Genomic DNA, 23,399 nt, shown 5'->3' on the forward strand with positions numbered 1-23,399 from the left:
GCGGACCTGCCCGCGCTACTGCCCTCTGGGGCCTCAGACCGGTTCCATGCGCCAGGCCGGGCGGGTGCGGAAGCGGTTCACAAACTGGTTCTTGAGGACCCCGGTCTCCTCCAGGTGCACCATGCACGCGCGGATGCAGCCGCGCGCACCCTCGAGGGCGGGGTTGTTGGTGTATACCGTCGGATAGCCACACACCTCGCGGAGCTTGCTGCCCCCGCAGTACTCCCGGCAGTAGTCCTCCTCCTTCGCCCCTGGCCGCATGAATGGGTTGTACTCGGCCTTCCCGCCGCAGTACCCGATCGAGCACCTCGTGATGTCCAGCCTGCCGAACTCCACCGTGTGACCGGCGATCACGATCCTGTCCGACTCCGTGGCTGAGATCGCCTGGGCGGAGCACTCCGCCACGCACTGCTTGCAGCCGTCACACAGGCCGCCCTCGAAGATGGGGTCGGGCTGAAGCGGCGCATCGGTGAGCAGTGCCACGAAGCGCTGGCGGGGGCCGAACTCCGGGGTCAGGAAGATCTTGCTCCAGCCGAACTCGCCCATGCCGGCGGCGTAGGCGGCGACGCGGTAGTCCACCAGGACATCCGGATGGGGCTTGTCGGGCGACACCGGACGGCTGAAGTCCGGGTCGAAAGCCTGCGTGTGGAAGCGGACGGACGTGCCCGGATAGTGGTTGGGGATCGGCGCAGCCTCGTAGCCGTGATCCTCGATGAAGCAGCACAGCTCGCGCAGGACCACCGGCATATAGACCAGGTTCAGACCCCCGTACCCCATGGAGGCATACGCGGCGAAGTACGTGCCCTCCTCGATGCCTCGGAAGTATCCCCGCGGCAGCCGGAAGGCCAACACGACTGCGGCCTGCGCGTCGGGGAAGATGTAGCGGGGGTCCTGCTGCTTGGGCGCTCCCTCAAACCGGTCCATCGAGGCGATGCCCACGAGATCGGCGCCCAGCATCTTCGCCTGTGTCTTCACTGCCTCCGCCGTCAGCATGCTGCTGTGCTCCTTGTGTCAGTGTTGACGTCACGCCACTGCCGATGCGGGCAGCAGCGGCGGTAAGCTCTCGCAGAACCTCATCCGCCACGGCGGCCGCAGCCTCCGTGGCGCTCATGGACAGGCCAACCATGCCCGCCAGCACCCCCGGCGGGCTGAACACCGGGGCGCCGGCGCGCAGTGTCTCGGCGGCCGCCCCCACCGGCAAGTGGACGTACCCCAGCCGCCGGGCCTCAGCCAGGAAGGCATCCAGCGCCTCCGAGGTGCCCCAGTAGTGGGCTCCGAACTCCTCGAAGGCGTGGTGGGCCCGGAAGGCCTCGCGCTCTCCTGGCGTACAGAACGCCTGGTACGCCAGGCTCACGGCAGCGCTGTAGGGTAGCAGCGGCGGATGATGGGGATGCTGGATGACGCCGGCGCGGTCGGGGGCGGTGCGGACGACGACGACTACCTCTGCCCCGATGGCCTCGGCGAGGATGACGCTGGCCCGCGGGAACAGCCGGCCCAGCGCCCCCACCTCTTGGCTGGCCTGGCGGAGCAACTCCCGACGTGCCTGGGCCTGGACGAGGTCGAAGCACGCGGCCCCGAGACGGTAGCGAACGGGCCGCGGCGTCTTCTGCAGATACCCCCGCGCCACGAGCGTCCGCGCCAGGTTATGGGCCGTCGGCGAGGCCAGACCCAGCGCACCAGAGATGTCCTGGAGTGTCAGCCCGCTCTCGCTGCGGGCGACCATCTCCAGGATATCGAGGCTGCGCAGGACCGATTGGACGAGGCTATCGCTTGGCATACTTCATCTATGCTGAAGAATATATCAGCAGTAATGATACATACACAAGCACGCCCTGTCAAGCGGTGATGCCGCACGGGTTGGAGCGGGGACGTGTCGAGGAGCGGCTCAGCGCCGGTCAGGCCCGCCAGACGTTGCTCTCGCGGCTGCGGTACTTCCGCGCCTGACCGATGATGTCTACGCCGACCGCGTTGCTCCACGCCGCGATGAGCTGCGTGAACAGCGGGCCGGGCGTCTGCTCGAACGCCATGTGGTTGACGCGGCTGCAGGGCAACATGCAGTACGAGGAGGTCGTCCAGAAGGCCTCGTCAGCGCTGTAGACGTCGTAGAGCGTCAGGTCCCGCTCGACGACGGGGATCCCCTGCTCCTGCGCCAACTCGATGACGACGCGGCGGCTGATGCCTTCGAGGACGTTGCGCGTTGTGGGGGTGTAGAGCACTCCGTCGCGGGCGATGAAGAAGTTGGCGCCGGTGCCCTCGGTAACAAAGCCATCGGTGTCCAACAGTAGCGCGAAGGCATGAGAATCGCGCGTCTGGGCCTCGAGCTTGGCCATGAAGTAGTGCAGACGGTAGCGGGTCTTGCCGCGCGGGTCCACGACGGCGGGGGGCACGTTGCGCGTGGTCGCCACGATCGCCGGCTTGCCTGCGTCGTAGCAGTCGCAGTACTCGTCGTAGGGCAGGTAGCTCACATACGCCATGACGGTGGGCGGGCTGTGGTGGCCCTTCATCATCGGGTGTGGGAAGCCCTGGCCGGGCGTGACCTGCGCGCAGATCCAGCAGTCGTCGTCCTCCGGTATGGCAGCGATGTTGGCCTCGACGACGGTCCGGATCGCCTGCGCCATCTCCTCCCGGCTGACCAGCGGCGGCAGGCCGCAATACCGCATCGAGCATTCGAGCCGGTCCAGGTGATCCTCGAGGCGGAACAGCTCGTGCCGGAAGGTGCGCAGGGCCTCCATGAAGACCGCGCTATACATGAATCCGATGTCGAAGATCGAGACCTTCGCTTCGGCCTCGGGGACAAGCTCGCCGTTGAGATAGATGAGGTTGGTCGCGCCCATGGTCGCCAGGTCCTCTCGGTCTGTGGTCGCGGTCGGTGGCCGCTCCCACAACGGCTGCCGTTCGGTGTACGAGCGGTCACCGACGGTGACAACCCGTTCCCCATAGAATCGCCTTGACCTGCCGCGGCGAACGCGCTACGCTAAGGGCACAACCGAACACGCTAGGGGTGCTGCTGGACGGAGCCTCGCTCCACACAGCGGCTGAGAGGGCCTCGGGCCCAACCCTGAACCTGATACGGATAATACCGGCGTAGGGAAGCGAAAGACGTGCTCTTTCGGCGCAACGGCATCCGTTGCGCCGCTTTGCTTTCTGAGGCCCGAAAGGGTGACTGACATGTCACGGAGGAATGGTTTCACGCTGATCGAGTTGCTGGTGGTGATCGCGATCATCGCGATCCTGGCCGCGATCCTCTTCCCGGTCTTCGCGAAGGCCCGGGAGAAGGCCCGGCAGTCGTCCTGTCTGAGCAACCTCAAGCAGATCGGCACCAGCGTCATGATGTACGCGCAGGACTACGACGAGATGTACCCCATGAGCTACCAGGACGTGTCTTCGGGCGCGGGATCGGCCCTACAGATCCCGATGACGTGGCCCAACCGCCTGCAGCCGTACATCAAGAACCAGCAGCTCTACAAGTGCCCGTCCGATGGCCGCGCGCCGAACGTGGACTTCACCGGCTGCCGGGCCATCGCCCAGAGCTACTGCTGGAACTACTGGATGGGCATGGATATCCCCGGCTGGTACGACCCCAGCAGCTACCACACCTACTGCGTCACCTGCAGCCTGTCCGATGTGAAGGCCCCGGCGCAGTGCGCCATGCTCTGGGACGACAGTTCCGACTGGCTCGCCGCCGGCTGGGGTGGGCGCTTCAACACCCTTGACAGCCCCGACTGGGCCTATGATCTGGGCCCTGGCACCCTCAAGGGGCGCCACAACGGTGGCGACAACCTCGTCTTCGCTGATGGCCACGCCAAGTGGTACAAGCTCAATGTGTCGTCCGACACCGAGACGACCGGAGGCATCACCGTGAACCCGAGTGTCGAGCCATGAGGGCGCTCATCCTGTGCAATGGTGAGCGACCATCGGCGGGGCTACTCGCCCGTCAGTTGGCGCAGACGGACGTTGTCATCTGTACCGACGGGGCGCTCGAGTGGGCGGTGCAGATGGGCTGTCGCCCGGACGTTGTCATCGGCGACATGGACTCGGGCGAGCCCCTCTCCGACTGCGAGGTCGTGGACTGCGGTCCCCACGGGATGCAGGAGAACTCCGACGCCGAGAAGGCCCTGCTCCTGACGCTGGAGGGAGGGGCGGAGCGCATCGTGCTGCTCGGAGCGACGGGGCAGCGGCTCGACCATACGCTCGCCAACGTCTGGGTTGTGGCTCGCTATCACGACCGTGTGCAGGTCGTCCTGGCGGACGACTGGAGCGAGCTGTTCGTGATCCACGACCGCTACGCGCGGGTCGCCACGCCCGGGGAAGCCCTATCCCTGGTGGCGCTGACGCCGGACGTGACGCTCGACACCGAGGGCCTGCGCTGGCCGCTGCACGGCCCGCTGGAGATGGGGACCCGCGGCCTGAGCAACGAGGCTGTGGCCGAAGAGATCGTCGTGGATGTGCACAGCGGTCTCGTCGCTGTCATTACCCCTGCCGCGCGATAGGACCGTGCCCGTGCCTCACATGACTTTCCAGACTGCAGACTACGCGATCATCGTCGGGTACTTCGTTGCTGTCATGCTGGCGGGGTTTGCCTGGCTGCGGCGCGGCAAGACCGCCGACGACTACTTCCTGGCCGGGCGGACGCTGACGCTGCCGGCGTTCGTGGCCACGCTGGTCGCCACCTGGTACGGCGGCATCCTCGGCGTCGGGGAGTTTGCCTACAACAGCGGCATATGCGCCTGGCTCCTGTTCGGCGTGCCTTACTATGTGTTCGCGATCGTGTTCGCGCTCCTGCTGGCGCCGCGTATCCGCCAGGCGGAGCTCTACACCATCCCCGACAAGATCCACGAGGCATATGGCAAGCCGGCGGCGGTGCTCGCCGCGGCCTTCGTCTACTGCCTGACGACCCCCGCACCGTATGTGCTGATGCTCGGGACGCTCCTGCAGCTCATCTTCGGCTGGTCGCTCCTGCCGGCGCTGCTGGTCGGGGTGGTCTTCTCGACGGTCTATGTCTACGTCGGCGGCTTCCGCTCCGATGTCCGCGTGAACATCGTGCAGTTCGTGCTGATGTTCGTCGGCTTCGCCGTGATCCTCCCCTACTGTGTGTGGACCTTCGGCGGCTTCGACTTCCTGAAGACCCACCTGCCCGCCACGCACCTGACCTGGCACGGGGGCAACAGCACCCAGTACATCATCGCATGGTTCTTCATCGCCATGTGGACGCTGGTGGACCCGGGCTTCCATCAGCGCTGCTACGCCGCGCGCACTCCGCGCGTAGCCACCCGCGGCATCCTCGTCAGCGTGCTGTTCTGGGTGGCCTTTGACTTCATGACCACGACGGCCGGCCTGTATGCCCGCGCGGCCCTGCCGGACATCGAGCCGGTCATGTCGTACCCGCTCCTGGCCGAACGTCTCCTGCCGGCGGGTGTGAAGGGCCTCTTCTATGTCGCGATGCTCGCTACCGTGATGTCCACATTGGTCAGCTACCTGTTCCTGTGTGGCGTTACGTTCACTCGCGACTTCGCCTGGCGGCTCGAGGGCGGCGATCCCGATGACCGCATCGGCCTGCGCACCGCCATCGGGCTCGGCCTCACGACGGCCATCGCCCTGGCGCTCGCGCTGGGAGTGCCGTCCGTCGTGAAGCTGTGGTTCTTCGTCGGGACCACCTTCATCCCCGGCCTGCTGCTGCCCCTCTTGTCAGGCTACTGGCCGGCTCTGCGTGTGCGACGTGGCGCGGCGGCGTGGCTGATGGCCGCGGCGTTCGGCGTCTCGCTGGTGTGGCTCATCTGGGGGCAGACGCACATCGTCGAGGACATGCCGCAGTACCCGCTGGGGCTGGAGCCCATGTATGCGGGTCTGGCGGTATCGGTGGTGGGGTTTGCGGTGGCACGGAGGGGACGACGGGGAGAGGATGCAGAGGATGACGGCAAGGATGGAGAGGATAAGGCAGAATAGGGCGAAGTAGAGTCGCGGGGTGTCCGCCGTAGCCCGCAGGGCGGGGGCGGACGGGGCCCCGCGAACCGGCAGCCCACGCCCTCTGCCCTATCCCGCCAACTCCTTCGCCCAGACCATCCGCTTCCCTCGCCAGCGCTCCAGCAGACGCTCGAAGGTCTTCATCTCATCCGCAATGTACATGCAGATCGGGTGTGCCAGGACCGTCGCCACCCCGCCCTGCGCCTCGATGGCCTCCACCTGCGCCGCGACCAGCTCTCCCCACTTTTCGATCGTGTATGACACCGCACCGAAGTCGTCAGCGCCATAGCCCCGCTGGTTGGCTGCTTCGACGAACTCCGGCGTGCGGTGCGCATGGTACAGATGGTCGTGGTCGGGGATGACGTTCAGCGGGTGTGAGATGAGGCCCGTCTCCAGGCGCTGCGGCAGCAGCGTGTCCCTCTCGATGGCGTCCGACACGCACCGGACCCCGTACTGAGCCAGCAGCGGGTACGTGTTCCGATCCACCTTGTAGCTGTGGGCGCGCCACGAGACGGGGACCACACCGGTCATGCGGCGGCAGACTGCGATGTTGCGGCGGATGTCCCACGCCTGGAACCAGCGCGGACCGTTCCAGTTGCCCGTGCGGCGGCCGTACCAGTCGAACAGCTTGCGCGGCTGCCGCGCCCAGAAGGAGTGCCCGCCGACTTCCACCTGCGCCGACCGCACGACCGTCGCCAGGTCGCGCCCCTCGGTCACATAGCACATCCCCGTCACATAGAGCGTGGCCTTCACGCCGTGCTTCTCCAGAAGCTGCACGTAGCGCTGCGCCACCTGCACCTCCGTCATGCCGGCGGGCATGTACTTGCTCTCCTTGGTGCACAGGGACATGTGATGGACATCGCCGGTGAGGCACAGCATCGGTGTCGCACGCTCGCTTCAGGATGCGGGCGCCGGCTTGAGCGTCCAGCTCTGCAGCCGCCCCAGCTCCAGGAGGCGCTCCGGGCGGTAGTCCTTGGGCAGCGCCCACGCGCCGATCCGGGCGTGGGCGAGCAGGGCCTGGTCTTCAGGACAGTCAGGCATCACCCGCAGGGGCTCGCACTTGAGCGTCTTCCCCGCGCCGAGGCGCAGATACGCCTCAGCCAGCGCCATGAGCAACTGGGCCGGCGGGAAGTGGTGCCCGCCGACGTCCACACCCGCGGGAATGTGGCCGGTCTCGCTGATGTAGCGGTCCGCCTTCACCGCCGCGCCCCGCAGCGCCCGACTGCACACCGGGAAGGGCTCCGACAGCGTGCGCGGGGTCTCGGTCGGGCCGAGGGGGCGCCGCACCGGGGCGCGGTCGGGCACCTTCCCCGCCTCATGCCGGGCGATGGCGTAGCACAGCACGGCCAACGCCTCGGCGGCGCTGACAAGGCCGCGCGCCGTCGGAGACGCGGCGAAGCGTGTCAGCAGCGCGCAGCACAGGTCGTGAAGCTCCCTCTGACTGAAGGCGGTGTGCGGCTGCACGTGCCGTGCGGCGACCTCGCCGTAGGTCGTGAACTGCACGCCGGAGGCCAGCAGCTCGTCCAGAAGAAGCCGGAAGAACTGCCGGTTGCGCTTCAGGCGCTCTGGGGGTAGCAGCGGCGCCGGGCGCCACTTCTCCCGCGCGGGCGGGAAGCCCCGTCGTTTGACGTTGTACACGTCATAGAAGGTCGTGCAGCACCACATACAGGGGTGAGTGCCGTAGACGACGGGCGCGCCGTCGGCGTTCTGCAGCTTGTGCTGCATCTCGGCCAACGCGATCCCGAGCACCTGGCGCGGCGTGCCTTCCTCCTTGATGAAGCTGTCCAGCATCCCCAGGTACGGGAGACACAGCAGGTTCATGTAGCGGTACGGCAACGGGTCGCCGGGGACGAAGTGCCGCGAGGAGTAGACCTGCAAGCCCAGGCTCCGATACGCGCACAGCGTCTGCGGCGTCCAGTGGCTGTCGGCCTTGATGTAGGCGACGGGACGGACGCCGAAGGTCTGCTCGATGAGGTCCACGCCCCGGGCCTCGTGGGCCAGGACCCACTGCAGCCCCTCCTCCCAGGGCCTTCCCTCCAGCAGCGGCGCTTGCAGCGGGAAGAAGTGGTGGTCGTTGCTGTGGTAGTCAATCTCGTGGGCGCGCAGGGCCTCGATCACGTCGTGGCGTCCCCGCTCGATGAGCCCCCGGAGCTTGTCCCCCACCAGCGCGAAGCAGCCACGAATGCCGTGCCGCGTCAGCTCGGTTGCCAGCATCAGGAGGGCGTCATCGCTCTGCGGGGTGACGAAGTCCTCGGTGTCGAACGACAGGATCATCTCCATCGCACTGGCCTCAGGCGAGCAACAGCAGGATGGCCAGCAGCACGAGGCCGCCAACGGTCAGGCACGCGCCCTCGCGCAGGCGTGGCTGCTGGTAACGAAGCTCGATCTCACTGTCCCCGGCAGGGACTGGGACGGCGCAGAAGGCCTTCCCGGCCCGTTCCAGGGGAGCCGGACGGCCGTTGACGGTCGCCTGCCACCATGGCAGCCACACGACGGACACCACGACGTAGGCGGGGCGTCGGGCTGTGCAGCGCAACGTCAGGCCTCGGCCGCTCTGCTGTACCAGGCGCGCCGTGCCGAGGGTGTCATCGGTCTCGTCAGCCCCCGGACTCGAGGTCAGCCAGGCGAGGCGGGGCTGTGGCAACCGATAGAGCGCGTCCCCGCCTCCCGGTATCCGCTCCCAGCCGGGCGGTGCCGCCGCTCTACCTCCCTGGACGATCTGCCAACCGATCCCACACGCCGCCGCCTCGTCGGCTCGCGTCCAGTTCACGCTGTCCCGCACGAGGGCGAAGTCCTGCAGTTGCAGGGGCATGTACAGGTGTCCGGTGGGGACACCCCACATGACGTTCAGGTTGGGCACGACCAGCCGCCGGCCGAGAAGGAACTCATCGCCCTGCGACAGGCCCTCGGGGAGCCGGTAGGGTAGCGTGGTGAGCAGCCTCGCCTCCCCGGCCAGCCGGGCGGCCTGCGGCGGGGGCTGCAGCAACTCCGGCCTGGCCTGTGGGTTATAGTGCGCCCCGAACCACGTCAACTCGGCGACGACGATGGCGACAACGAGCGGCCGCAGCCAGCTCGGGCGCGACAGCACCTGCAACCCATATGCTGCCAGCAGCGCCAGGCACAGCGAGACAATCACGATCCATCGCCCTGCGCAGCGCATCCCGCTCAGCAGCGGGATGTGGGGGGCCAGGCGGTACAGGGGGTTCACCTGTGCCAGCCCCATGAACAGCGCGAACAGGACCAGGGCGCACAGCAGGTACAGCATGGCGCGCGCTTTGCCCCGGACTACGGCTACCGCCGCCAGCACGAGTGTGCTCAGCCCCGCGAAGGCCTCGAACTCCCAGTAGTCGCCGCGCGCCAGCCGCACCCCCAGCAGTGTCTTCAGGGAGTCCCGCGAGAGAGCGTACGAGGTGATGAAGTCCAGGTGCGGCCTGCTGCGCTCCGACAGGGCGTACAGGCTGGCGGCCGGCAGCAGCGTGATGCCTGCCACACCGAGCCCCAGGCCGGCCGCCGCCAGCAGCAGTAGCCAATCTCGACGCGGCCGCTCGCGAGAGAGCGCCAGGGGCGTGTCCCGGAGCAGCATCTCGGCCAGGGCGAGCATCACGAACCCAGAGACGAAGGTGAGCAGCCACAACTGCGGCTGCCCGGCCAGCAGTTGCGCCGCCGAGCACCACGCCACCAGGGCCAGCAGGCCCCGTCGCGCCTGGCGCCGGTACGCCAGTAGCCCGAACCAGGCCCAGGGAAGCCAGGCGGCGGCGGTGATGATCGCCACATGGTGTAGGTGGGCGACCATGAAGCCTGTCGTGGTGAAGATGAGCGCCGCCAGCAGCGCCCCCGGGGGCGGCAGACGCAGCAGCCGCGCCAGCGCGAACACGCCCAGCCCAGCGATGGCATAGTGCAGCCACAGGAGCCAGGACATCACCAGACCGATGGGCAGGGGGATCCCCAGCAGGAGGTTCAGGGGATACCACAGGCCGGTCTGCGGTTCTGCCGCCAGCGGGTAGCCAAGGCCGATCAGCGGGCACCACGGCAGACGGTTGCCTGCCCACAGCTCCCGCCGCAGGAAGTCGTGGAGCGGCAGAAACCACTGCCACAGGTCGTTGTGGAAGTAGATGGCCCGTCCGGCGAGCGCCGGCCAGTGCATGGCGGCGAGCACCAGCGGGACAGCCACGGCGTACGACCAGGCCTGCGGGCGGCGGTTGTCGGCGGCGTCAGCGGCCATGCGGATTGCCCCGGGCTGGAACCTCATATGCTCGGCTCGCGACCGGGCATCTGGTACTGCCCGCGCGGGTTCCCGTGGTTGTCCACGCCGTACACCAGATTGCGGTGCGTCGTCGGCCAGCGCTTGCGGTTCTCCGGATCGGTAACGAACGTGCGCAGGGCCACTGGGTCGCCCAGCAGTGGCAGGACCGCGCGTAGCTCCTCGGGCCAGACCGCAAAGTCGCTCTGGTACAGCGTCATGCCGACGGCGCCCTGCTCGTACTGCCGGAGCGCGCGCTCGGCGAGCCGCACGGGGTTGATCTCTCGGGGGCCCGGCAGGGCGCCGGACACGCGCTGGATGGCCAGGGCGTTGACCCCGCCATACGCAACGAGGCCATGCGCCTCGGCCAACTCGGCGTAGGGCGCGAAATCGTGCTCCTGGAAGTCGGCCAGCCAGTTGAGCGAGCTGACCGACAGCTCCTGCATCAGCCCCTCGGCCGCCCAGGTGGGCAGGTCGAGCCCGGCCATGAGGTCCACCGGGAGGCCATTGTCCGGCACGCGAACCTGCACGGGGATCGGGCGGGCGGTCTCGCGCCGCACGGGCTCCAGCGCGGCGTGGAGTTCGCGCATGAACTGCGTGACCGGTGCCGCACGGTGGCTGAGCCATGCCTCGAAGGCCCCGCCATCGGCCCAGGGGTCGGCCTCGCGCGCGTCCAGGTCGGTCTGCTCGCGGAACCCCTCGACCAACGCGGGGTGATAGCGCGCGATGGGCGGCTGCCGGCAGAAGTCGAGCTGCAGGCCCGCCACGCCGATCTGTGCCGCCTCCACGAGGAGGTCTACGCGCTCCTGCCGCACCTCGTCGCAGGCATAGCACAGGCGCGAGGGATCGGGCTGTCCCTCGCGGGTGATCTCGTAGAACTCCGGATGCGTGGCGGCCCAGTGGGAAGTCAGACAGCCGCCATGGGCGTCCTTCGAGTAGTGGCGGTTCATCGCCAGGCGGCCCGTGATCGTCATGCCGTGTGTGGCGGCGAAGCTCAGGGCCGCCCGCAGGCAGCAGCGCTCCCCGAACATGCGGCCGAGTTCGCGGCCCCACGGCTCCAGGTGGCCCTCGCCGGTGAAGAGCGTGGCTCGTGGCAGTTCGCTGTGGTACTCTATGACGCTCCGGCCCAGCTTCCAGACGACATGGGTCAGCCCGGCGTCCAGGTGGGCCTGCAGGCAGTCCTCGACCTCATGGCCGGTGCGCCAGTCGCGGTCTGGCATGTGCCCGACCCAGCAGTACAGCTCGGCAATCCCCTGACACGGCAAGATGCTCACGACTCCTCCTGCTCCGGCGGCAGCGGCGAGCGGATCTCGTACGTGACGTGCAACGCTGAGAAGCCGGCGCGCTCGAGCGTACGCCGGCTGCTCTCACTGTTGATGTGCGTCTTGGCGACGACGCGACCAATCCCGCGCGACCGGAAGTAGCGCAGGGCGTAGGAGGCCAGGGCGCTGGCGAAGCCCTGGCGGCGCAAGTCGTGGCGGACGTAGAGGCTGCGGATGACGCCGTAGCGCTCGCCCGTAGCCAGCACCGTCTTGGCCGTCAGCCACAGCCAGCCGACAATGTCCGCGTCGTCCTCCGTGGTGAGCACGACCAGGCCCTCGGGCTCGGCCCGCAGGGCGCGGCGCAGCTTGGCCTCGTGGTAGGCCAGGTCGGTGATGGGGTCGTCGGGGAAGTTCAGGCGGGCCAAGTCGCGCTCGAAGACGGCGAGCACCGGCAAGTCCTCTTCACGGGCCTGGCGGGGCGAAATGGCGAGCGGCTCGGACTGCTCCGGCATGGCGTACGGGGGCCCCGCTTCCTTGACTTGAGGGTGTGAATCAGATAGACTTCGCAGTGTCTTCAGGACTATTCCCATGACTGACGAACGAGACCTTCCGCGGACGCCTTGGTCCGCTGGGGCCCGGGCGGACGATCCCCCGGGCTTGTCGGCTTCGGGCGAACGGTCCCTGGCCGCCCGCACGCGAGAGCTGCTGGCCCGTTACGACCTGCGGCTGAGGAAGTCACTCGGTCAGAACTTCCTGCTCAATCAGGCGAAGGTGGAGCGGATCGCGGGGGCGGCCCTGGCCGCCGCGGAGGAGCTGGGGGCGGAGACGATCGTGGAGGTCGGGCCGGGCCTGGGGGCTCTGACGCTGCCGCTGGGACGATCGGGACGGCAGGTCGTGGCCTTTGAGATAGACCAGCGCTTGAGGCCGGCGCTGGATGAGGTGCTGGCGGGGCTGCCGAATGTGTCCGTGCGGTGGGAGGACTTCCTCCATGGCGACGTCACGACCGCCACGGATGGCCGGCCGTATGTCGCCGCAGGCAACCTGCCGTACCAGATCACGGCCCCGCTGCTGGAGAAGCTGCTAGGCGACCCGCAGTGCCGCGCCCTGGTCATTACCGTGCAGAAGGAAGTGGCTGAGCGTCTGGCCGCGGAGCCGGGGGGCAAGGACTACGGGCCTCTGACGCTGTTCTGCCGCTATCATGTCGCGGCCCTTGAGACGATCGTGCGGCTGTCGCCGGGGGACTTCCTCCCCCCGCCGCAGGTGGACTCAGTGGCCCTGAAGCTTGTCAAACGCACTGCGCCTCCGTTCGCCGAGCCGGATGCGGCGCAGTTCAGCCGCACGGTGCGGGCCGCGTTCAACCATCGCCGCAAGTCACTGGTGACGGGCCTGACCCATGCGCCGCAGCTTGGCCTGCCTCGTGAACAGGTGGCGGCGGCGGTCGCCCACGCGGGCCTGGACGGGCAGCGACGGGCCGAGACGCTGACGATGGACGAGCTGGCGCGCCTGGCGCTGGCCTTCCAGCAGGTGGAGTGCGCATGAACGCCATCCACGTGCGATGTCCGGCGAAGATCAACCTGACGCTCGAGATCCTCGGCAAGCGGCCGGACGGCTACCACGAATTGCGCACCGTCTTCCAGGCCCTGAGCCTGTACGACGAACTAACCGTGGCGCCCGCGGAGCAGGATGCGTTCACCGTCACCGGCCTCCCCGGTGCGCCGACAGATGACAGCAATCTCTGCCTGAAGGCCTTGAGGCTTTCCCGCTCTCGGTTCGATACAACAGTGCCGGTGGCCGTCACGCTGCACAAGTGTATCCCGATGCAGGCGGGGCTGGGCGGGGGCAGCAGTGACGCGGCGGGGATGTTGGCGGCGCTGGAGCGCCTGTACCCTCGTAGCGCGGGCGGGCAGCCCGCGCGGGCAGGCGAGGCCGCCTGCCCTACTGGTCGAGAGGGCAGCGCCCACGGAGTGGCAGAACTCGCCGCGCAACTGGGCAGCGATGTGGCTTTCTTCCTGCACGGCGGCGCCATGCTCGGATCGGGGCGAGGGGAGTTGCTGGAGCCCCTGCCGCCCCTGCGCGCGGGGGCTCTGGTGCTGGCGCTGCCGCCCGTCGCCATGGGCACCGCCGAGGCCTACGGCCTCATTCGGCCTGATGACTACACCGACGGCAACCGCACCACGCGGCTGGTTGCGTTGCTGCGTGCAGGAAGCGCCTTGCCGGAAGTGGCCGCGGGCATGTATAATGTCTTTGCTGCACCGGTCGAGCGACACCGGCCGGAGATTGCGGCCCTCCGCCAACGCCTGCAAGCCTTGCCCGCGCAGGCGGTCTTGCTTTGCGGCAGCGGTGCGGCCGTTGGCGCGGTGTTAGAAAGCGCCGAGCAAGCTGAGCAGGCAGCCGCCCAGTTACGGGCGGACGGCTTGTGGGCTGTCTCGGTGCGGCCAGTGCCGCACGGGTTGCAGGTGACCGAACAGTGACAACCGAGGCCGGGTCAAGCGCGCAGGCGGGTCGAGTGGGCGCCATCGTCATGGCGAACGGCGATGCCTGCAAGCTGGCCCGCAAACTCGCGGCGCCCCATAAGGCGCTGCTGGATGTGAACGGGAAGCCGATGATTGACCGTGTGCTGCACGCAGTGCACGGGTGTTCGTTGGTGGATGGTGTCATCGTCTCGTGTCTGCCCGGCGGGCCAATCGCCACGCACCTGGGCGATCGCGTGACGCTCGCCCAGCCGTCCGACCCGACGTTCCTGGGCGGCATCGCCGAGGGCTTCCGCCTGGCGCCGGAGATGGAGCGGGCGCTGCTGGTCACGTGTGACATGCCGCTGCTCACGCCCGAGAGCATCGAGTTCTTCGCCCAGCAGGCGGCGCAGTCGCCCGAAGCCGACGTGGTCTACGGCATGGTGGATGTGCACCTGACGCGCCGGCATTACCCGGAGACACGCCGCACAGCCATCAAGCTGCGCGAGGGGCAGTACACGGCGGCCGGGCTCAGCGTCGTCTCCCGCCGCTTCATCGAGGAATGCGGTCCGACGCTCATGGACGCTTTCCACGCGCGCAAGAGCAAGGTTGCCATGGCGCAGTTGCTGGGCTTCGGTTTCCTGGTGCGGTTCGCGCTCGGGTCGTTGTCGCTGGATCAGATAGTCAGGCGGGCGGAGGAGCTGCTGCAGGGCAAGTGTGCCGCTGTCAGCATCCCCTACCCCGAATGCGGCTTTGACGTGGACTCGGAGGCTGACCTGGCGGCGGCGCGGGCGGCGCTCCAACGCCTGCGCTCCGAGGCATGAAGTAGCCTTCGTTGCTGGGGCGTGGCCAAGCGGTAAGGCACGGGACTTTGGATCCCGTATTCGAAGGTTCGAATCCTTCCGCCCCAGCCAGTTTGCTTTGCGGGCGTCAGTCGGTCGGCGGACGACCCCATTCAACACACACTGGTCCTCGGCGACCGGGGAGAGAGACAGTGGATCACGGGCAACTGCGCATCTTCACGGGCAATGCCAACCGCGCGCTGGCGGCAGCCGTCGCGGCTGAGCTGCAGATGGAGGTCGGCAAGGCCGAGGTCGGGCGCTTCTCGGACATGGAAGTCCGCGTCACCATCAAGGAGAGCATTCGCGGCGCGGATGTCTTCATCATCCAGCCGACCTGCCCGCCGGTGAACGACAACCTGATGGAACTGCTCGTGATGATTGACGCCTGCCGGCGCGGCTCAGCCGACCGGATCACGGCGGTCATGCCCTACTACGGGTACGCCCGCCAGGACAAGAAAATCCGCGGACGCGAGCCCATCACCGCCAAGCTCGTCGCCAATCTCATCACGACCGCCGGGGCCGACCGCGTGCTGGCGATGGACCTGCATGCCGACCCGATCATGGGCTTCTTCGACCTGCCGGTGGACCAGCTCCCCGGTCGGCCGATCATCGCTGCCTACTGCCACCAGCAGGGCTTCAGCGGCCAGGATACGGTCGTCGTGTCGCCCGATGTGGGCGGCGTGGAGAATGCCAAGCTGCTGGCCGACGACATCGAGGCGCCGCTGGCCATCATCGTGAAGCGGCGGCCGCGCCCGAACGAAGTGACGGTGGAGTTCGAGACGATCGGCAATCTCGACGGCCGCCGCGCGCTGCTCGTGGATGATATGATCGACACGGCGGGCACGCTGTGCCAGGCGGCCGAGACCTGTCTGCAGCGCGGGGCGTCCGAGGTCCATGCCGTCGCCACGCATGGCGTGCTGTCCGGCCCGGCAGTGGACCGGATCCGCGACTCGTGCCTCAAGAGCGTGGTCATCACCGACACAGTGCCGGTCCCGCCGGAGAAGGCGCTCCCGAACCTGACCGTGCTGTCGGTGGCGCCGCTGTTGGCGGATGCGATTGACTGCATCCACCAGGACCGGTCAGTCAGCAGCCGGCTCCAGCAGAACAACTTCCGGCAGCCGCGGCTGCAGTAGCACCCAGGGCCCAGCCCTGGCACACCAGCATACGACGGGGACAGCCCCCTCACTCTTGGAGGAGACGCATGGAACAGTTTGTCATGGAGGCGCGCAAGCGCGACAAGCACGGCAGCGGCGCGGCACGCGCGTACCGTCGTGAAGGGCTCATTCCGGGCGTGGTCTATGGGCATGGCGAGGAGCCGATTTCCATCCTCGTCCCGGCCCGCCAGTTCCAGGCTCTGCTGCGGCACCACGGTACACTGATCAACCTGAAGGTCGAGGGCCACGCCGAGAACGCCGCCCTGGGCGCGCTGCTCCAGGACACCCAGCGCGATCCGGTCTCGCGGCAGGTACTCAGCATAGACCTGCAGTGGGTCTCGCTTACTGAGAGCGTGGACGTGCATGTGCCGGTGGTACTCGTCGGTGAGGCCCCGGGCGTCACTCGCGACGGCGGGTCCCTGGACCAGGTCATGCACGAAGTCGCCATCTCGTGTCTGCCCACGGACATCCCCGAGCACATCGCGGCGGACATCAGCAGCCTCGAGATGGGACACTCGCTGCATGTCCGCGACCTTGCGGCGCCAGATGGCGTCACGGTCAGGTCGCCTGCCGACGATGCCGTGGTCACCATCTCGCGCCCGGTCCGCGCTGAAGAGCTCGAGGTCCGCGCCGAAGAGGCCGAAGCTGAGGTCGTGGGCGAGGAGAAGGCCGAGGCCGAGAAGGCTGAGGAAAAGGGCGAGTAGCGCTCTCTGGAGCAGACCATGCGCTGTCTGGTGGGTCTGGGCAATCCCGGCGCACAGTACGCTGAAACCCGGCACAACGTCGGGTTTCTCGTCATTGACCGGCTGGCGCAACGGCACCAGGTAGGCGTGTCGCGCGGGCGCCATCGCGCGCTGTTCGGACGCGGTCGCATCGCGGAGGATGACTGCCTGCTCGTCAAGCCGCAGACGTTCATGAACGATAGCGGCGACGCGGTGCTGCGCCTGCTACTGTACTACCGCCTGGAGCCGGCCGATGTGCTGTTGGTCTACGACGACATCGCCCTGGACCTGGGCGTGATGCGCCTGCGACGCGGGGGCAGTGACGGCGGCCACAAGGGCGTACGGTCGGTGTTGCACTACCTCCGCACCGACCAGGTGGCGCGGCTGCGCCTGGGGATCGGCCGCCCGCCCGAGGGCGCCAGCGCCATCAACTATGTGCTCTCCCCCTTCGCGCGCAGTGAGATGGACCGCGCGCAGGAGATGGTGGACCAGGCCGCCGACGCGGTCGAGGCGGTCCTGCGCGAGGGGCTTGACGTGGCGATGAACCGGTACAATAGCTGAGCAGCTCTGAATCATCTGCCCCGGGAGGACCCGCCATGGCCCGCACCGTTCGTCGTCGCCCCGATCCCGAGCAGCAGCGGCACAGCCGGCGCCGCCTCGCTCTCTACGGGGTTGCCGCCGTCGTTGCACTCCTCGTGCTGGCGGCGATCGTGTTCTATGTCCGCCTGACCGGGGGCCCCGCGCTGCCGCGCGAAGTGCGCCAGCGTATCCGCCAGACGCAACAGCAAGCGGGCCAGCCCTCCTCCCGACCCGCCCCATCCGCCCCGACCGCGACGCCGGGCGCCCCCCAGGCCGCTCTCGCCCCCGCCGTCCCTGGCGTCCCCGCGGGTACGCCCGCTTTTCCGCAGCAGGTGCAGCAGGTGCAACAGGCCGCCCAGACGGGCGACATCGCCCCTCGTACGCTCTACCTCACCGACGCTGACCTGACTGCCCAGATCGCCGGTGAGATCACCAAGCACCAGGAGGTCAAGGAGGCCCGCGCCTACTTCGAGGACGGCAAGGCCTACCTGACGGCGCGCGTGGACGCCAAAGGGCACGAGCTGAACCTGACGATGGTCCTGGCGCCCACGATCACCAGCGGCGCGGTACGGTTCGATGTCCAGCAGGTCTTCGTCGGGCAGGTCGCCGCGCCCCCGGCCATCGCGCAGAAGGTCCAGGAGGAGATCGGCAAGCGGGGTGCGTGGTTCACCCCGGAGAAGACGGGGCTGTACGTGGAACAGATTGAGCTCAAATCGGGGCTCGCGGTGCTCAAGGGCCGCCCGGTGCGGCGACAGTGACGTCCGGGGGAGGTTCGCGGGGCGCCCCCCGCGAACTGCCGGCCATGCACGACCAGCCGGACCCGCCCGCACAGCACTACTTCTCGCGCCAACCGCAGGTGGCCTCGCACCCGAGAGAGATCGCCATCCGCGTCCGCGGGCTGGTTCTCCACCTGCAGAGCGATCGCGGCGTCTTCTCCCACGGTGGTCTGGACAAGGGCACGAAGCTGCTGGCCGAGACGATGGACCTGCGGCCGGGGGCGGAGGTGCTCGACTGGGGCGCGGGGTACGGGCCGCTGGGCCTGGTTGCAGCCAGCCTCTCCCCCACCTCCCGCGTCACACTGGTGGAGCTGAACGAGCGGGCCGCCCAACTGGCGGCCGAGAATGCCCGCACACTGGGCCTGACGAATGCCGAGGTCATCACCGGTCCTGCGCCGGAGGCCCTCGACGGGCGCGACTTCGATGCCATCATCTCCAACCCGCCGCTACGGGCCGGCAAGGAGGCCGTCGAGGCGGTCGTTGCCTACGCCGCGCAGCATCTGCGCCCCGGCGGCGAGCTGTGGTTGGTCATCCCGACGAACAAGGGGGCCAAGACGTTCCTGCAACACATGGCGCAGCTCTTCCCACGCACGGCCACGAAGGCCATCTCCGGCGGCTACCGGATACTCTGGGCCGCACGCGACGCGTGAACCGCATTACCACGAAAGGCAGGGCCCTGCCAGGCCATGCGCGACCCGACACAACTCCCGGACAACCTCTCCCGCCTGTTCAGCGACCACTTCGACCGCACCCTCGATGAGGCCGTGGTGGTCCGCTCCCCCGGGCGCATGAACCTGCTGGGCGAGCACACCGACTATAACGGCGGCTTCGTGCTGCCCATCGCCATAGACCGCAGCACGTGGGTCGTCGCGGCCCCGGCCGAGGGGCAGGTGCGCGTGTGGTCCGAGGCCCGGGGGGAGCTGGATGTCTTCACCCCCGGCCAGATCCACCGCGACGAGGGGCGCCTGTGGGCGAACTACGTGCGCGCCGTGGCGTGGGCGCTCGAGGAGCAGTTCGGTCCGGTGCCGGGGGCCGATGTACTCATCACCGGCGATCTGCCCCTGGGCTCGGGCGTCTCGTCGTCGGCCTCGCTGGAGGTCGGCGCCGCCCTGGCGTTCCTCGGTGTGGCGCAGCGCGAGATGCCCCTCCGTGATGTCGCCCTGATGTGTCAGCGCGCCGAGAACCAGTTCGTGGGCGTGCAGTGCGGGATCATGGATCAGTTCGCGGTGGCGCTGTGCGAGGCGGGCCATGCGTTGCTGCTCGACTGCCTGTCGCTGGAGACGCAGAACGTGGCGCTGGCCGGTGACGCCCCCGTGTTCTTCGTGTGTGACACCGCCAAGGAGCGGACGCTGGCGGCCTCGGCGTACAATCAGCGCCGGGCTGAGTGCGAGTCGGCGGCGCGGCACTTCGGGCACGAGTCGCTGCGGCACGTCACGCCCGAGCAGCTTGAAGCCGGGAAGGGCGAGTTGCCCGAACACGTCTACCGGCGCTGCCGCCATGTGCTGAGCGAGAACGCGCGGGTGCACGAGGCCATCGCGGTGATGGGGTGCGGCGCCTGGGAGCGCTTCGGCGAGCTGCTACAGGCCTCCCACGCCAGTCTGCGCGATGACTATGAAGTGAGCTGTGACGAGCTGAACATCATGTGCGAGTTGGCGATGGAGCACGACGGCTGCCTGGGCGCGCGCATGGTCGGCGCGGGCTTCGGCGGCTGTGCCATGGCCGCCGTGCGACGCGAGGCCGTGTCGGGCTTTGCCGAGACAGTCGGCGCAGCCTATCAGCCAAGAACGGGTCTACAGCCGCGCCTCTTCGCGGTCCAGGCGGCCGGGGGCGCCGCCATTCTGCCACACTGAGGTCTGCCTGAATGCTTACGACACAGATGGTCAAGGACTGGGCCCTGCGCTGCGGGGCCGACGCGGTGGGGATTGGCGCCATGGAGCGCTTCGAGGGCGCACCGTTGCAGTTCGACCCTCGCACGATCTTCCCCGAGGCCGAGACGATCATCGGCTTGGCCTTCCGCGTGCATCGGGGCCTGTACCGGGGCATCGAGGAGGGCACGTGGTTCGCCGGCCTGCCCTCGATGGGCTATGCCAACATCAATGACATCTTCGCACCCATGGCGCTGCGCAACCTGTCCAGCCTCATCGAGGACGCCGGATACGAGGCCATCCCTTACCAGAACACCAGCGTGCGCCTGGGGACCGGCGCCGGGCGGGCCGTGGCCGAGGGGCTGCCCAAGCCCGACGTGTTCATCCATTTCCGCATCGCCGCGTACATCTGCGGCATGGGCGAGATCGGGTGGAGTAAGGTGTTCCTCACCCCGCAGTTTGGCCCGCGCCAGCGCTTCGCGTTCATCCTGACGGACGCGCCGCTCAAGCCCGACCCCGTGATGGAGCCCGGCACACTGTGCGACCGGTGCAAGCTGTGCGTGAAGGACTGCCCCGGCGGGGCCATCAGCAAGGACGAGGCCATCGAGATCGAGGTGGCCGGCAAGCAGATCGCGTGGGGCAAGCTCGACGAGGACAAGTGCGCGTGCGTGTACCAGACCGGCAGCCCGGAGTATGGCCCCTTCATGGATGACGAGACAGCCGCGAAGGTGCAGGAGTTCATTGACATGCCGCCCGGCCAGGAGCGCAGCGAGATGATCGCGTACTCCGGCGGCCCGTGGGGTCTGGGGCGGAGCACGGCGTACAGCAAGAACACGTGGGAGAGCTACCACCACCCCGGTACCGTCTGCGGGGCGCGCGGCTGCCAGCGGGCCTGCTTCATCCACCTGGAGCAGCAGGGCAAGCTGAGCAACAAGTTCCACCGTCCGTTCCGCATCCGGCAGCCGTGGAAGCTGACCCGCTAGCCGTGCCTGTAGGGCGGGGACTTGTGCCCCGCTCACAACACCCGACAGGTGATCGCCATGGACAGACTCGAAGAAGTCGCCGTCAAGCTGGAACGCGTGCGCAACCTCATGGCCGAGGAGGAACTGGGGGCCGTCGTGCTCGGGGGGGCCACCAACTTCTCCTGGATCACCGCCGGCGGCGATAATGTGATCGTGCTCGCCGCCGAGCAGGGCGCAGGCTCTGTCGTCATCACCCCCGACGGGCAGTATGTCATCACCGACAACATCGAGGCCGGGCGGTTGGCCGACGAGGAGCTGGCCGGGCTGGACTTCACCATCGTCCAGGACGAGTGGCACAAGGAGAGCTTCGTCACGCTGCTGGACAGCCTCGTCAGCGGCGATGTCGGCGCCGATGGCAACTGGCTGCCCGGCGCGGCGGACTATGGCAGCGAGATCGCCCGGCTGCGCTGGAGCCTGTTGCCGCCCGAGGTCGAGCGCTTCCGGGCGCTTGGCCAGGACGTCTCGCGCTGCCTGACCGAGACAGCCCGCGAGGTGCAGGTCGGCCAGAGCGAGATCGAGGTCGGCGCGCTGCTGACCGCGAAGCTGAAGGCCCTCGACATCGCCCCCAATGTCATCCTGATCGCCAGCGACGAGCGCATCGAGAAGTACCGTCACCCGCTGCCCAAGGCGAAGCAAGTGGAGCGCTATGCCATGCTCGTCGCCTCGGTGCGGCGCTTCGGGCTGCAGGCCTCGGCGACGCGGCTGGTGCACTTCGGGGAGCTGCCGGCGGAGTTGCGCCGCAAGCACGACGCCTGCACGCTGGTGGATGCCTGCTTCAACCTGGAGACCAGGCCCGGCGCTCGCGTGTCCACGGTCTTCGACCGGGCGGTGCGCACGTATGCCGAGACCGGCTTCGCCGACGAATGGCGGCTGCACCACCAGGGCGGCGCCTGCGGCTATGCCGGACGCGACTACAAGGCCACACCCGACATGGACGAGGTTGTGCTGGAGAACCAGGCCTTTGCGTGGAACCCGTCAATCACCGGGACGAAGTCCGAGGACACGGTCCTGGTGACGGCGGCCGGGCCGGAGGTGCTGACGGCGGCGGTGGACTGGCCGATGCTGCAGGTGGAGTACAAGGGGCAGACGCTGGCGCGGCCGGACATACTCGTAAGGTAGCAACCAGGGGTCTGTCCCCGCAGGGGGCTGACCCCGACGGGTTCTGATCAGCGGGGTCGGTCTCTGCGCGAGGCTGACCGCCACGGATACTGCACAACGGGGTCAGCCCCCTGCGCTGTGCTGCGCACAGCTTCGGGGACAGACCCCTATCCCTTCTGCTACGTGGCTGAGATAAGGCGCAGGGCCATGATCTCTGTGGCCAGGCGCAGGTTGGCGTTCTGGCGGAGCTGGGCCTTCATGTCCTCGAGGTACGCGCAGACCCGCCGGCACTTCTCCACCTGGTAGCCGGGGGCCAGGCGCCGCAGATCGTCCCGCCGGTCGCGGTTGATGAGGTGCGGCGAGTCCGGGTCTCCGTGCGCCACGATCAGGTCCCGGAACCACGAGACCAGCACATCCAGAACCTCGCGCATCCGCGTGCGCAAGACCCGGTCGCGCCGCGCCTTGAGCGCTCTCTCCCCCACCTCCCCCTCCACCGTCGCCACCCACCAGCGCTCCGCCGCGTCCATGAGCTGCTCGCCGCGGCGCAGGCACTCCAGCATCGATGTCTGCGGCAGCGCCACGCAGAGGTCGAGCAGGTCGCCGCGGATCTGCAGCACCTCGGGGTGCTGGAGCATCGAGATCGCCCACCCCACGCGCCCGCCCGACAGCGCCACCAGCGAATGGAGTTGCTCGGGCGCCATGTCGGGGCGGCGCTCCTGCAGGCGCGCCTCGCCCTCGGCGGACGGCACGCCCTCGAAGTTGACGACACTGCAGCGGGAGATGGTGGTGGGCAGGAGCGCCCCGAGGTTGGCGCTGGTCAGGATCAGCAGCGTGTTGGGCGGGGGTTCCTCCAGCGTCTTGAGCAGCCGGTTCTGGGCCGCCTCGTTCATCGTCTCGGCGGAGATGACCAGGTAGATCTTGTGGCGGGCCTGCACGCGCTTGAGGTAGGTGTGCTCGATCAGGGCCTCGATCTGCCCCGTGCGGATCATCGCACCCTCGATCTCGATGAAGTCCGGCGCCTGCTCGCCCTCCCCGTTCTCCTCCGCCTCCTGCATCAGGTCATCGTCGCCCTTGAGCGACAGCGTGGGCCGCACCACCATCAGGTCGGGGTGCCGCTCGCGATCGAAGGCGCGGCAGTTGTCACACTCGTCGCAACAGTCCAGTTCGTCCGCACTGGCGAACTGCGTCCGGCGCTCGCAGTTGAGCGCCTTGGCGAGCTGCAGGGCGACCGTCCGCCGCCCGACGTGCGGCTGGCCGACGAACAGGTAGGCGTTCGGGACGCGCCCACTGAACGCAGCGCGCTTGAGTATGCGTATGGGGCCTTCGTGGCCGATGATGTCTGCAAACATGGCGTTACCAATGGTCAAGGCGATGGGTGCCGCGTCGTGTGCGGCGGGCCCCATCGCCGGCGGGGCCCGGCGCACACGA

At 68.4% G+C, this 23,399-nt stretch carries 23 protein-coding genes, 1 tRNA gene and 1 riboswitch; of the genes, 15 read left to right on the plus strand and 9 right to left on the minus strand.

All coding sequences use genetic code 11. From position 1 onward, the window contains the following. Nucleotides 1-33 precede the first annotated feature (33 nt). The 3 genes from LLH23_13955 to LLH23_13965 form a co-directional block, all read right to left on the minus strand. Nucleotides 34-993, minus strand: coding sequence for a hypothetical protein (locus LLH23_13955; GenBank protein MCE5239575.1), 960 nt, complete (start codon nt 991-993; stop codon nt 34-36). Beyond that, nucleotides 911-1,777, minus strand: a complete 867-nt coding sequence (locus tag LLH23_13960) for a helix-turn-helix domain-containing protein (protein MCE5239576.1) — start codon at nt 1,775-1,777, stop codon at nt 911-913. Before LLH23_13960 ends, LLH23_13955 begins: the two co-directional genes overlap by 83 nt. Nucleotides 1,778-1,895: 118 nt before the next feature. Further along, complete coding sequence (locus LLH23_13965) at nt 1,896-2,834, minus strand: aminotransferase class IV (protein ID MCE5239577.1); 939 nt, start codon at nt 2,832-2,834, stop codon at nt 1,896-1,898. A 153-nt stretch (nt 2,835-2,987) separates the two neighbouring features. Then, nucleotides 2,988-3,108: riboswitch (TPP riboswitch) on the plus strand. 60 nt (nt 3,109-3,168) lie between these two features. On the opposite strand from LLH23_13965, the gene LLH23_13970 reads away from it, so the two are divergent. The 3 genes from LLH23_13970 to LLH23_13980 are packed head-to-tail and all read left to right on the plus strand — an operon-like array spanning nt 3,169 to nt 5,943. Continuing rightward, nucleotides 3,169-3,882: a DUF1559 domain-containing protein gene (locus tag LLH23_13970; GenBank protein MCE5239578.1), complete on the plus strand. Its 714-nt coding sequence runs from the start codon at nt 3,169-3,171 to the stop codon at nt 3,880-3,882. Continuing rightward, a complete protein-coding gene (locus LLH23_13975) occupies nt 3,879-4,490 on the plus strand; it encodes a thiamine diphosphokinase (GenBank protein ID MCE5239579.1) in 612 nt (203 codons plus the stop codon). The genes LLH23_13970 and LLH23_13975 overlap by 4 nt, the downstream gene beginning before the upstream one ends. 19 nt (nt 4,491-4,509) lie before the next feature. Further along, the gene (locus LLH23_13980) at nt 4,510-5,943 is read left to right on the plus strand and encodes a sodium:solute symporter family protein (protein ID MCE5239580.1); all 1,434 of its coding nucleotides are present in this window, start codon (nt 4,510-4,512) and stop codon (nt 5,941-5,943) included. An 87-nt stretch (nt 5,944-6,030) separates the two neighbouring features. On the opposite strand, the gene LLH23_13985 is transcribed toward LLH23_13980, so the two are convergent. Genes LLH23_13985 through LLH23_14005 form a run of 5 tightly spaced genes read right to left on the minus strand, consistent with a single transcriptional unit; the run spans nt 6,031 to nt 11,975 of the window. Then, complete coding sequence (locus LLH23_13985) at nt 6,031-6,810, minus strand: polysaccharide deacetylase family protein (protein ID MCE5239581.1); 780 nt, start codon at nt 6,808-6,810, stop codon at nt 6,031-6,033. Nucleotides 6,811-6,858: 48 nt separating this feature from the next. Then, a complete protein-coding gene (locus LLH23_13990; protein MCE5239582.1) occupies nt 6,859-8,241 on the minus strand; it encodes a hypothetical protein in 1,383 nt (460 codons plus the stop codon). Between the two features lie 10 nt (nt 8,242-8,251). Then, nucleotides 8,252-10,210: a YfhO family protein gene (locus LLH23_13995; GenBank protein ID MCE5239583.1), complete on the minus strand. Its 1,959-nt coding sequence runs from the start codon at nt 10,208-10,210 to the stop codon at nt 8,252-8,254. Further along, nucleotides 10,207-11,475 carry a hypothetical protein gene (locus LLH23_14000; GenBank protein MCE5239584.1) on the minus strand — a complete coding sequence of 423 codons (1,269 nt, stop codon included), beginning with the start codon at nt 11,473-11,475 and terminating at the stop codon, nt 10,207-10,209. Before LLH23_14000 ends, LLH23_13995 begins: the two co-directional genes overlap by 4 nt. Next, complete coding sequence (locus LLH23_14005; GenBank protein MCE5239585.1) at nt 11,472-11,975, minus strand: GNAT family N-acetyltransferase; 504 nt, start codon at nt 11,973-11,975, stop codon at nt 11,472-11,474. The genes LLH23_14000 and LLH23_14005 overlap by 4 nt, the downstream gene beginning before the upstream one ends. Before the next feature lie 76 nt (nt 11,976-12,051). On the opposite strand from LLH23_14005, the gene rsmA reads away from it, so the two are divergent. The 12 genes from rsmA (at nt 12,052) to LLH23_14065 (ending at nt 21,992) form a co-directional block, all read left to right on the plus strand. After that, complete coding sequence (gene rsmA / locus LLH23_14010; GenBank protein ID MCE5239586.1) at nt 12,052-13,002, plus strand: 16S rRNA (adenine(1518)-N(6)/adenine(1519)-N(6))-dimethyltransferase RsmA; 951 nt, start codon at nt 12,052-12,054, stop codon at nt 13,000-13,002. Continuing rightward, nucleotides 12,999-13,934, plus strand: coding sequence for a 4-(cytidine 5'-diphospho)-2-C-methyl-D-erythritol kinase (locus LLH23_14015; protein ID MCE5239587.1), 936 nt, complete (start codon nt 12,999-13,001; stop codon nt 13,932-13,934). The genes rsmA and LLH23_14015 overlap by 4 nt, the downstream gene beginning before the upstream one ends. 35 nt (nt 13,935-13,969) lie before the next feature. Continuing rightward, nucleotides 13,970-14,737, plus strand: coding sequence for a nucleotidyltransferase family protein (locus tag LLH23_14020; GenBank protein ID MCE5239588.1), 768 nt, complete (start codon nt 13,970-13,972; stop codon nt 14,735-14,737). 15 nt (nt 14,738-14,752) lie between these two features. Beyond that, a tRNA-Gln gene (locus LLH23_14025) sits at nt 14,753-14,827 on the plus strand. An 80-nt stretch (nt 14,828-14,907) separates the two neighbouring features. Then, the gene (locus LLH23_14030) at nt 14,908-15,888 is read left to right on the plus strand and encodes a ribose-phosphate pyrophosphokinase (GenBank protein MCE5239589.1); all 981 of its coding nucleotides are present in this window, start codon (nt 14,908-14,910) and stop codon (nt 15,886-15,888) included. A gap of 68 nt (nt 15,889-15,956) precedes the next feature. Then, nucleotides 15,957-16,613, plus strand: coding sequence for a 50S ribosomal protein L25 (locus LLH23_14035; GenBank protein MCE5239590.1), 657 nt, complete (start codon nt 15,957-15,959; stop codon nt 16,611-16,613). An 18-nt stretch (nt 16,614-16,631) separates the two neighbouring features. Next, nucleotides 16,632-17,192 (plus strand): aminoacyl-tRNA hydrolase, encoded by a 561-nt coding sequence (pth, locus tag LLH23_14040; GenBank protein MCE5239591.1) that lies wholly within the window; start codon nt 16,632-16,634, stop codon nt 17,190-17,192. A 35-nt stretch (nt 17,193-17,227) separates the two neighbouring features. Then, nucleotides 17,228-17,968 (plus strand): hypothetical protein, encoded by a 741-nt coding sequence (locus LLH23_14045; protein ID MCE5239592.1) that lies wholly within the window; start codon nt 17,228-17,230, stop codon nt 17,966-17,968. Between the two features lie 44 nt (nt 17,969-18,012). Next, nucleotides 18,013-18,636, plus strand: coding sequence for a methyltransferase (locus tag LLH23_14050; protein ID MCE5239593.1), 624 nt, complete (start codon nt 18,013-18,015; stop codon nt 18,634-18,636). A 36-nt stretch (nt 18,637-18,672) separates the two neighbouring features. After that, nucleotides 18,673-19,836, plus strand: a complete 1,164-nt coding sequence (gene galK, locus LLH23_14055; protein MCE5239594.1) for a galactokinase — start codon at nt 18,673-18,675, stop codon at nt 19,834-19,836. Between the two features lie 11 nt (nt 19,837-19,847). After that, entirely contained in the window at nt 19,848-20,834 is a 987-nt protein-coding gene (locus LLH23_14060; GenBank protein MCE5239595.1) for a (4Fe-4S)-binding protein, read from the plus strand. Between the two features lie 57 nt (nt 20,835-20,891). Further along, nucleotides 20,892-21,992: an aminopeptidase P family N-terminal domain-containing protein gene (locus tag LLH23_14065; GenBank protein ID MCE5239596.1), complete on the plus strand. Its 1,101-nt coding sequence runs from the start codon at nt 20,892-20,894 to the stop codon at nt 21,990-21,992. Between the two features lie 158 nt (nt 21,993-22,150). On the opposite strand, the gene LLH23_14070 is transcribed toward LLH23_14065, so the two are convergent. After that, complete coding sequence (locus tag LLH23_14070; GenBank protein ID MCE5239597.1) at nt 22,151-23,320, minus strand: DNA polymerase III subunit; 1,170 nt, start codon at nt 23,318-23,320, stop codon at nt 22,151-22,153. Nucleotides 23,321-23,399: the final 79 nt, after the last annotated feature.

Source organism: bacterium, from assembly GCA_021372615.1.
Lineage (GTDB): Bacteria > Armatimonadota > Zipacnadia > Zipacnadales > UBA11051 > JAJFUB01.

Bases quoted from the DNA above. Each gene is read 5' to 3' on its own strand.
- LLH23_13955 (MCE5239575.1), bottom strand. From the start codon at position 993: ATGCTGACGGCGGAGGCAGTGAAGACACAGGCGAAGATGCTGGGCGCC.
- LLH23_13960 (MCE5239576.1), bottom strand. From the start codon at position 1,777: ATGCCAAGCGATAGCCTCGTCCAATCGGTCCTGCGCAGCCTCGATATC.
- LLH23_13965 (MCE5239577.1), bottom strand. From the start codon at position 2,834: ATGGGCGCGACCAACCTCATCTATCTCAACGGCGAGCTTGTCCCCGAG.
- LLH23_13970 (MCE5239578.1), top strand. From the start codon at position 3,169: ATGTCACGGAGGAATGGTTTCACGCTGATCGAGTTGCTGGTGGTGATC.
- LLH23_13975 (MCE5239579.1), top strand. From the start codon at position 3,879: ATGAGGGCGCTCATCCTGTGCAATGGTGAGCGACCATCGGCGGGGCTA.
- LLH23_13980 (MCE5239580.1), top strand. From the start codon at position 4,510: ATGACTTTCCAGACTGCAGACTACGCGATCATCGTCGGGTACTTCGTT.
- LLH23_13985 (MCE5239581.1), bottom strand. From the start codon at position 6,810: ATGTCCCTGTGCACCAAGGAGAGCAAGTACATGCCCGCCGGCATGACG.
- LLH23_13990 (MCE5239582.1), bottom strand. From the start codon at position 8,241: ATGGAGATGATCCTGTCGTTCGACACCGAGGACTTCGTCACCCCGCAG.
- LLH23_13995 (MCE5239583.1), bottom strand. From the start codon at position 10,210: ATGAGGTTCCAGCCCGGGGCAATCCGCATGGCCGCTGACGCCGCCGAC.
- LLH23_14005 (MCE5239585.1), bottom strand. From the start codon at position 11,975: ATGCCGGAGCAGTCCGAGCCGCTCGCCATTTCGCCCCGCCAGGCCCGT.
- rsmA (MCE5239586.1), top strand. From the start codon at position 12,052: ATGACTGACGAACGAGACCTTCCGCGGACGCCTTGGTCCGCTGGGGCC.
- LLH23_14015 (MCE5239587.1), top strand. From the start codon at position 12,999: ATGAACGCCATCCACGTGCGATGTCCGGCGAAGATCAACCTGACGCTC.
- LLH23_14035 (MCE5239590.1), top strand. From the start codon at position 15,957: ATGGAACAGTTTGTCATGGAGGCGCGCAAGCGCGACAAGCACGGCAGC.
- pth (MCE5239591.1), top strand. From the start codon at position 16,632: ATGCGCTGTCTGGTGGGTCTGGGCAATCCCGGCGCACAGTACGCTGAA.
- LLH23_14045 (MCE5239592.1), top strand. From the start codon at position 17,228: ATGGCCCGCACCGTTCGTCGTCGCCCCGATCCCGAGCAGCAGCGGCAC.
- LLH23_14050 (MCE5239593.1), top strand. From the start codon at position 18,013: ATGCACGACCAGCCGGACCCGCCCGCACAGCACTACTTCTCGCGCCAA.
- galK (MCE5239594.1), top strand. From the start codon at position 18,673: ATGCGCGACCCGACACAACTCCCGGACAACCTCTCCCGCCTGTTCAGC.
- LLH23_14060 (MCE5239595.1), top strand. From the start codon at position 19,848: ATGCTTACGACACAGATGGTCAAGGACTGGGCCCTGCGCTGCGGGGCC.
- LLH23_14065 (MCE5239596.1), top strand. From the start codon at position 20,892: ATGGACAGACTCGAAGAAGTCGCCGTCAAGCTGGAACGCGTGCGCAAC.
- LLH23_14070 (MCE5239597.1), bottom strand. From the start codon at position 23,320: ATGTTTGCAGACATCATCGGCCACGAAGGCCCCATACGCATACTCAAG.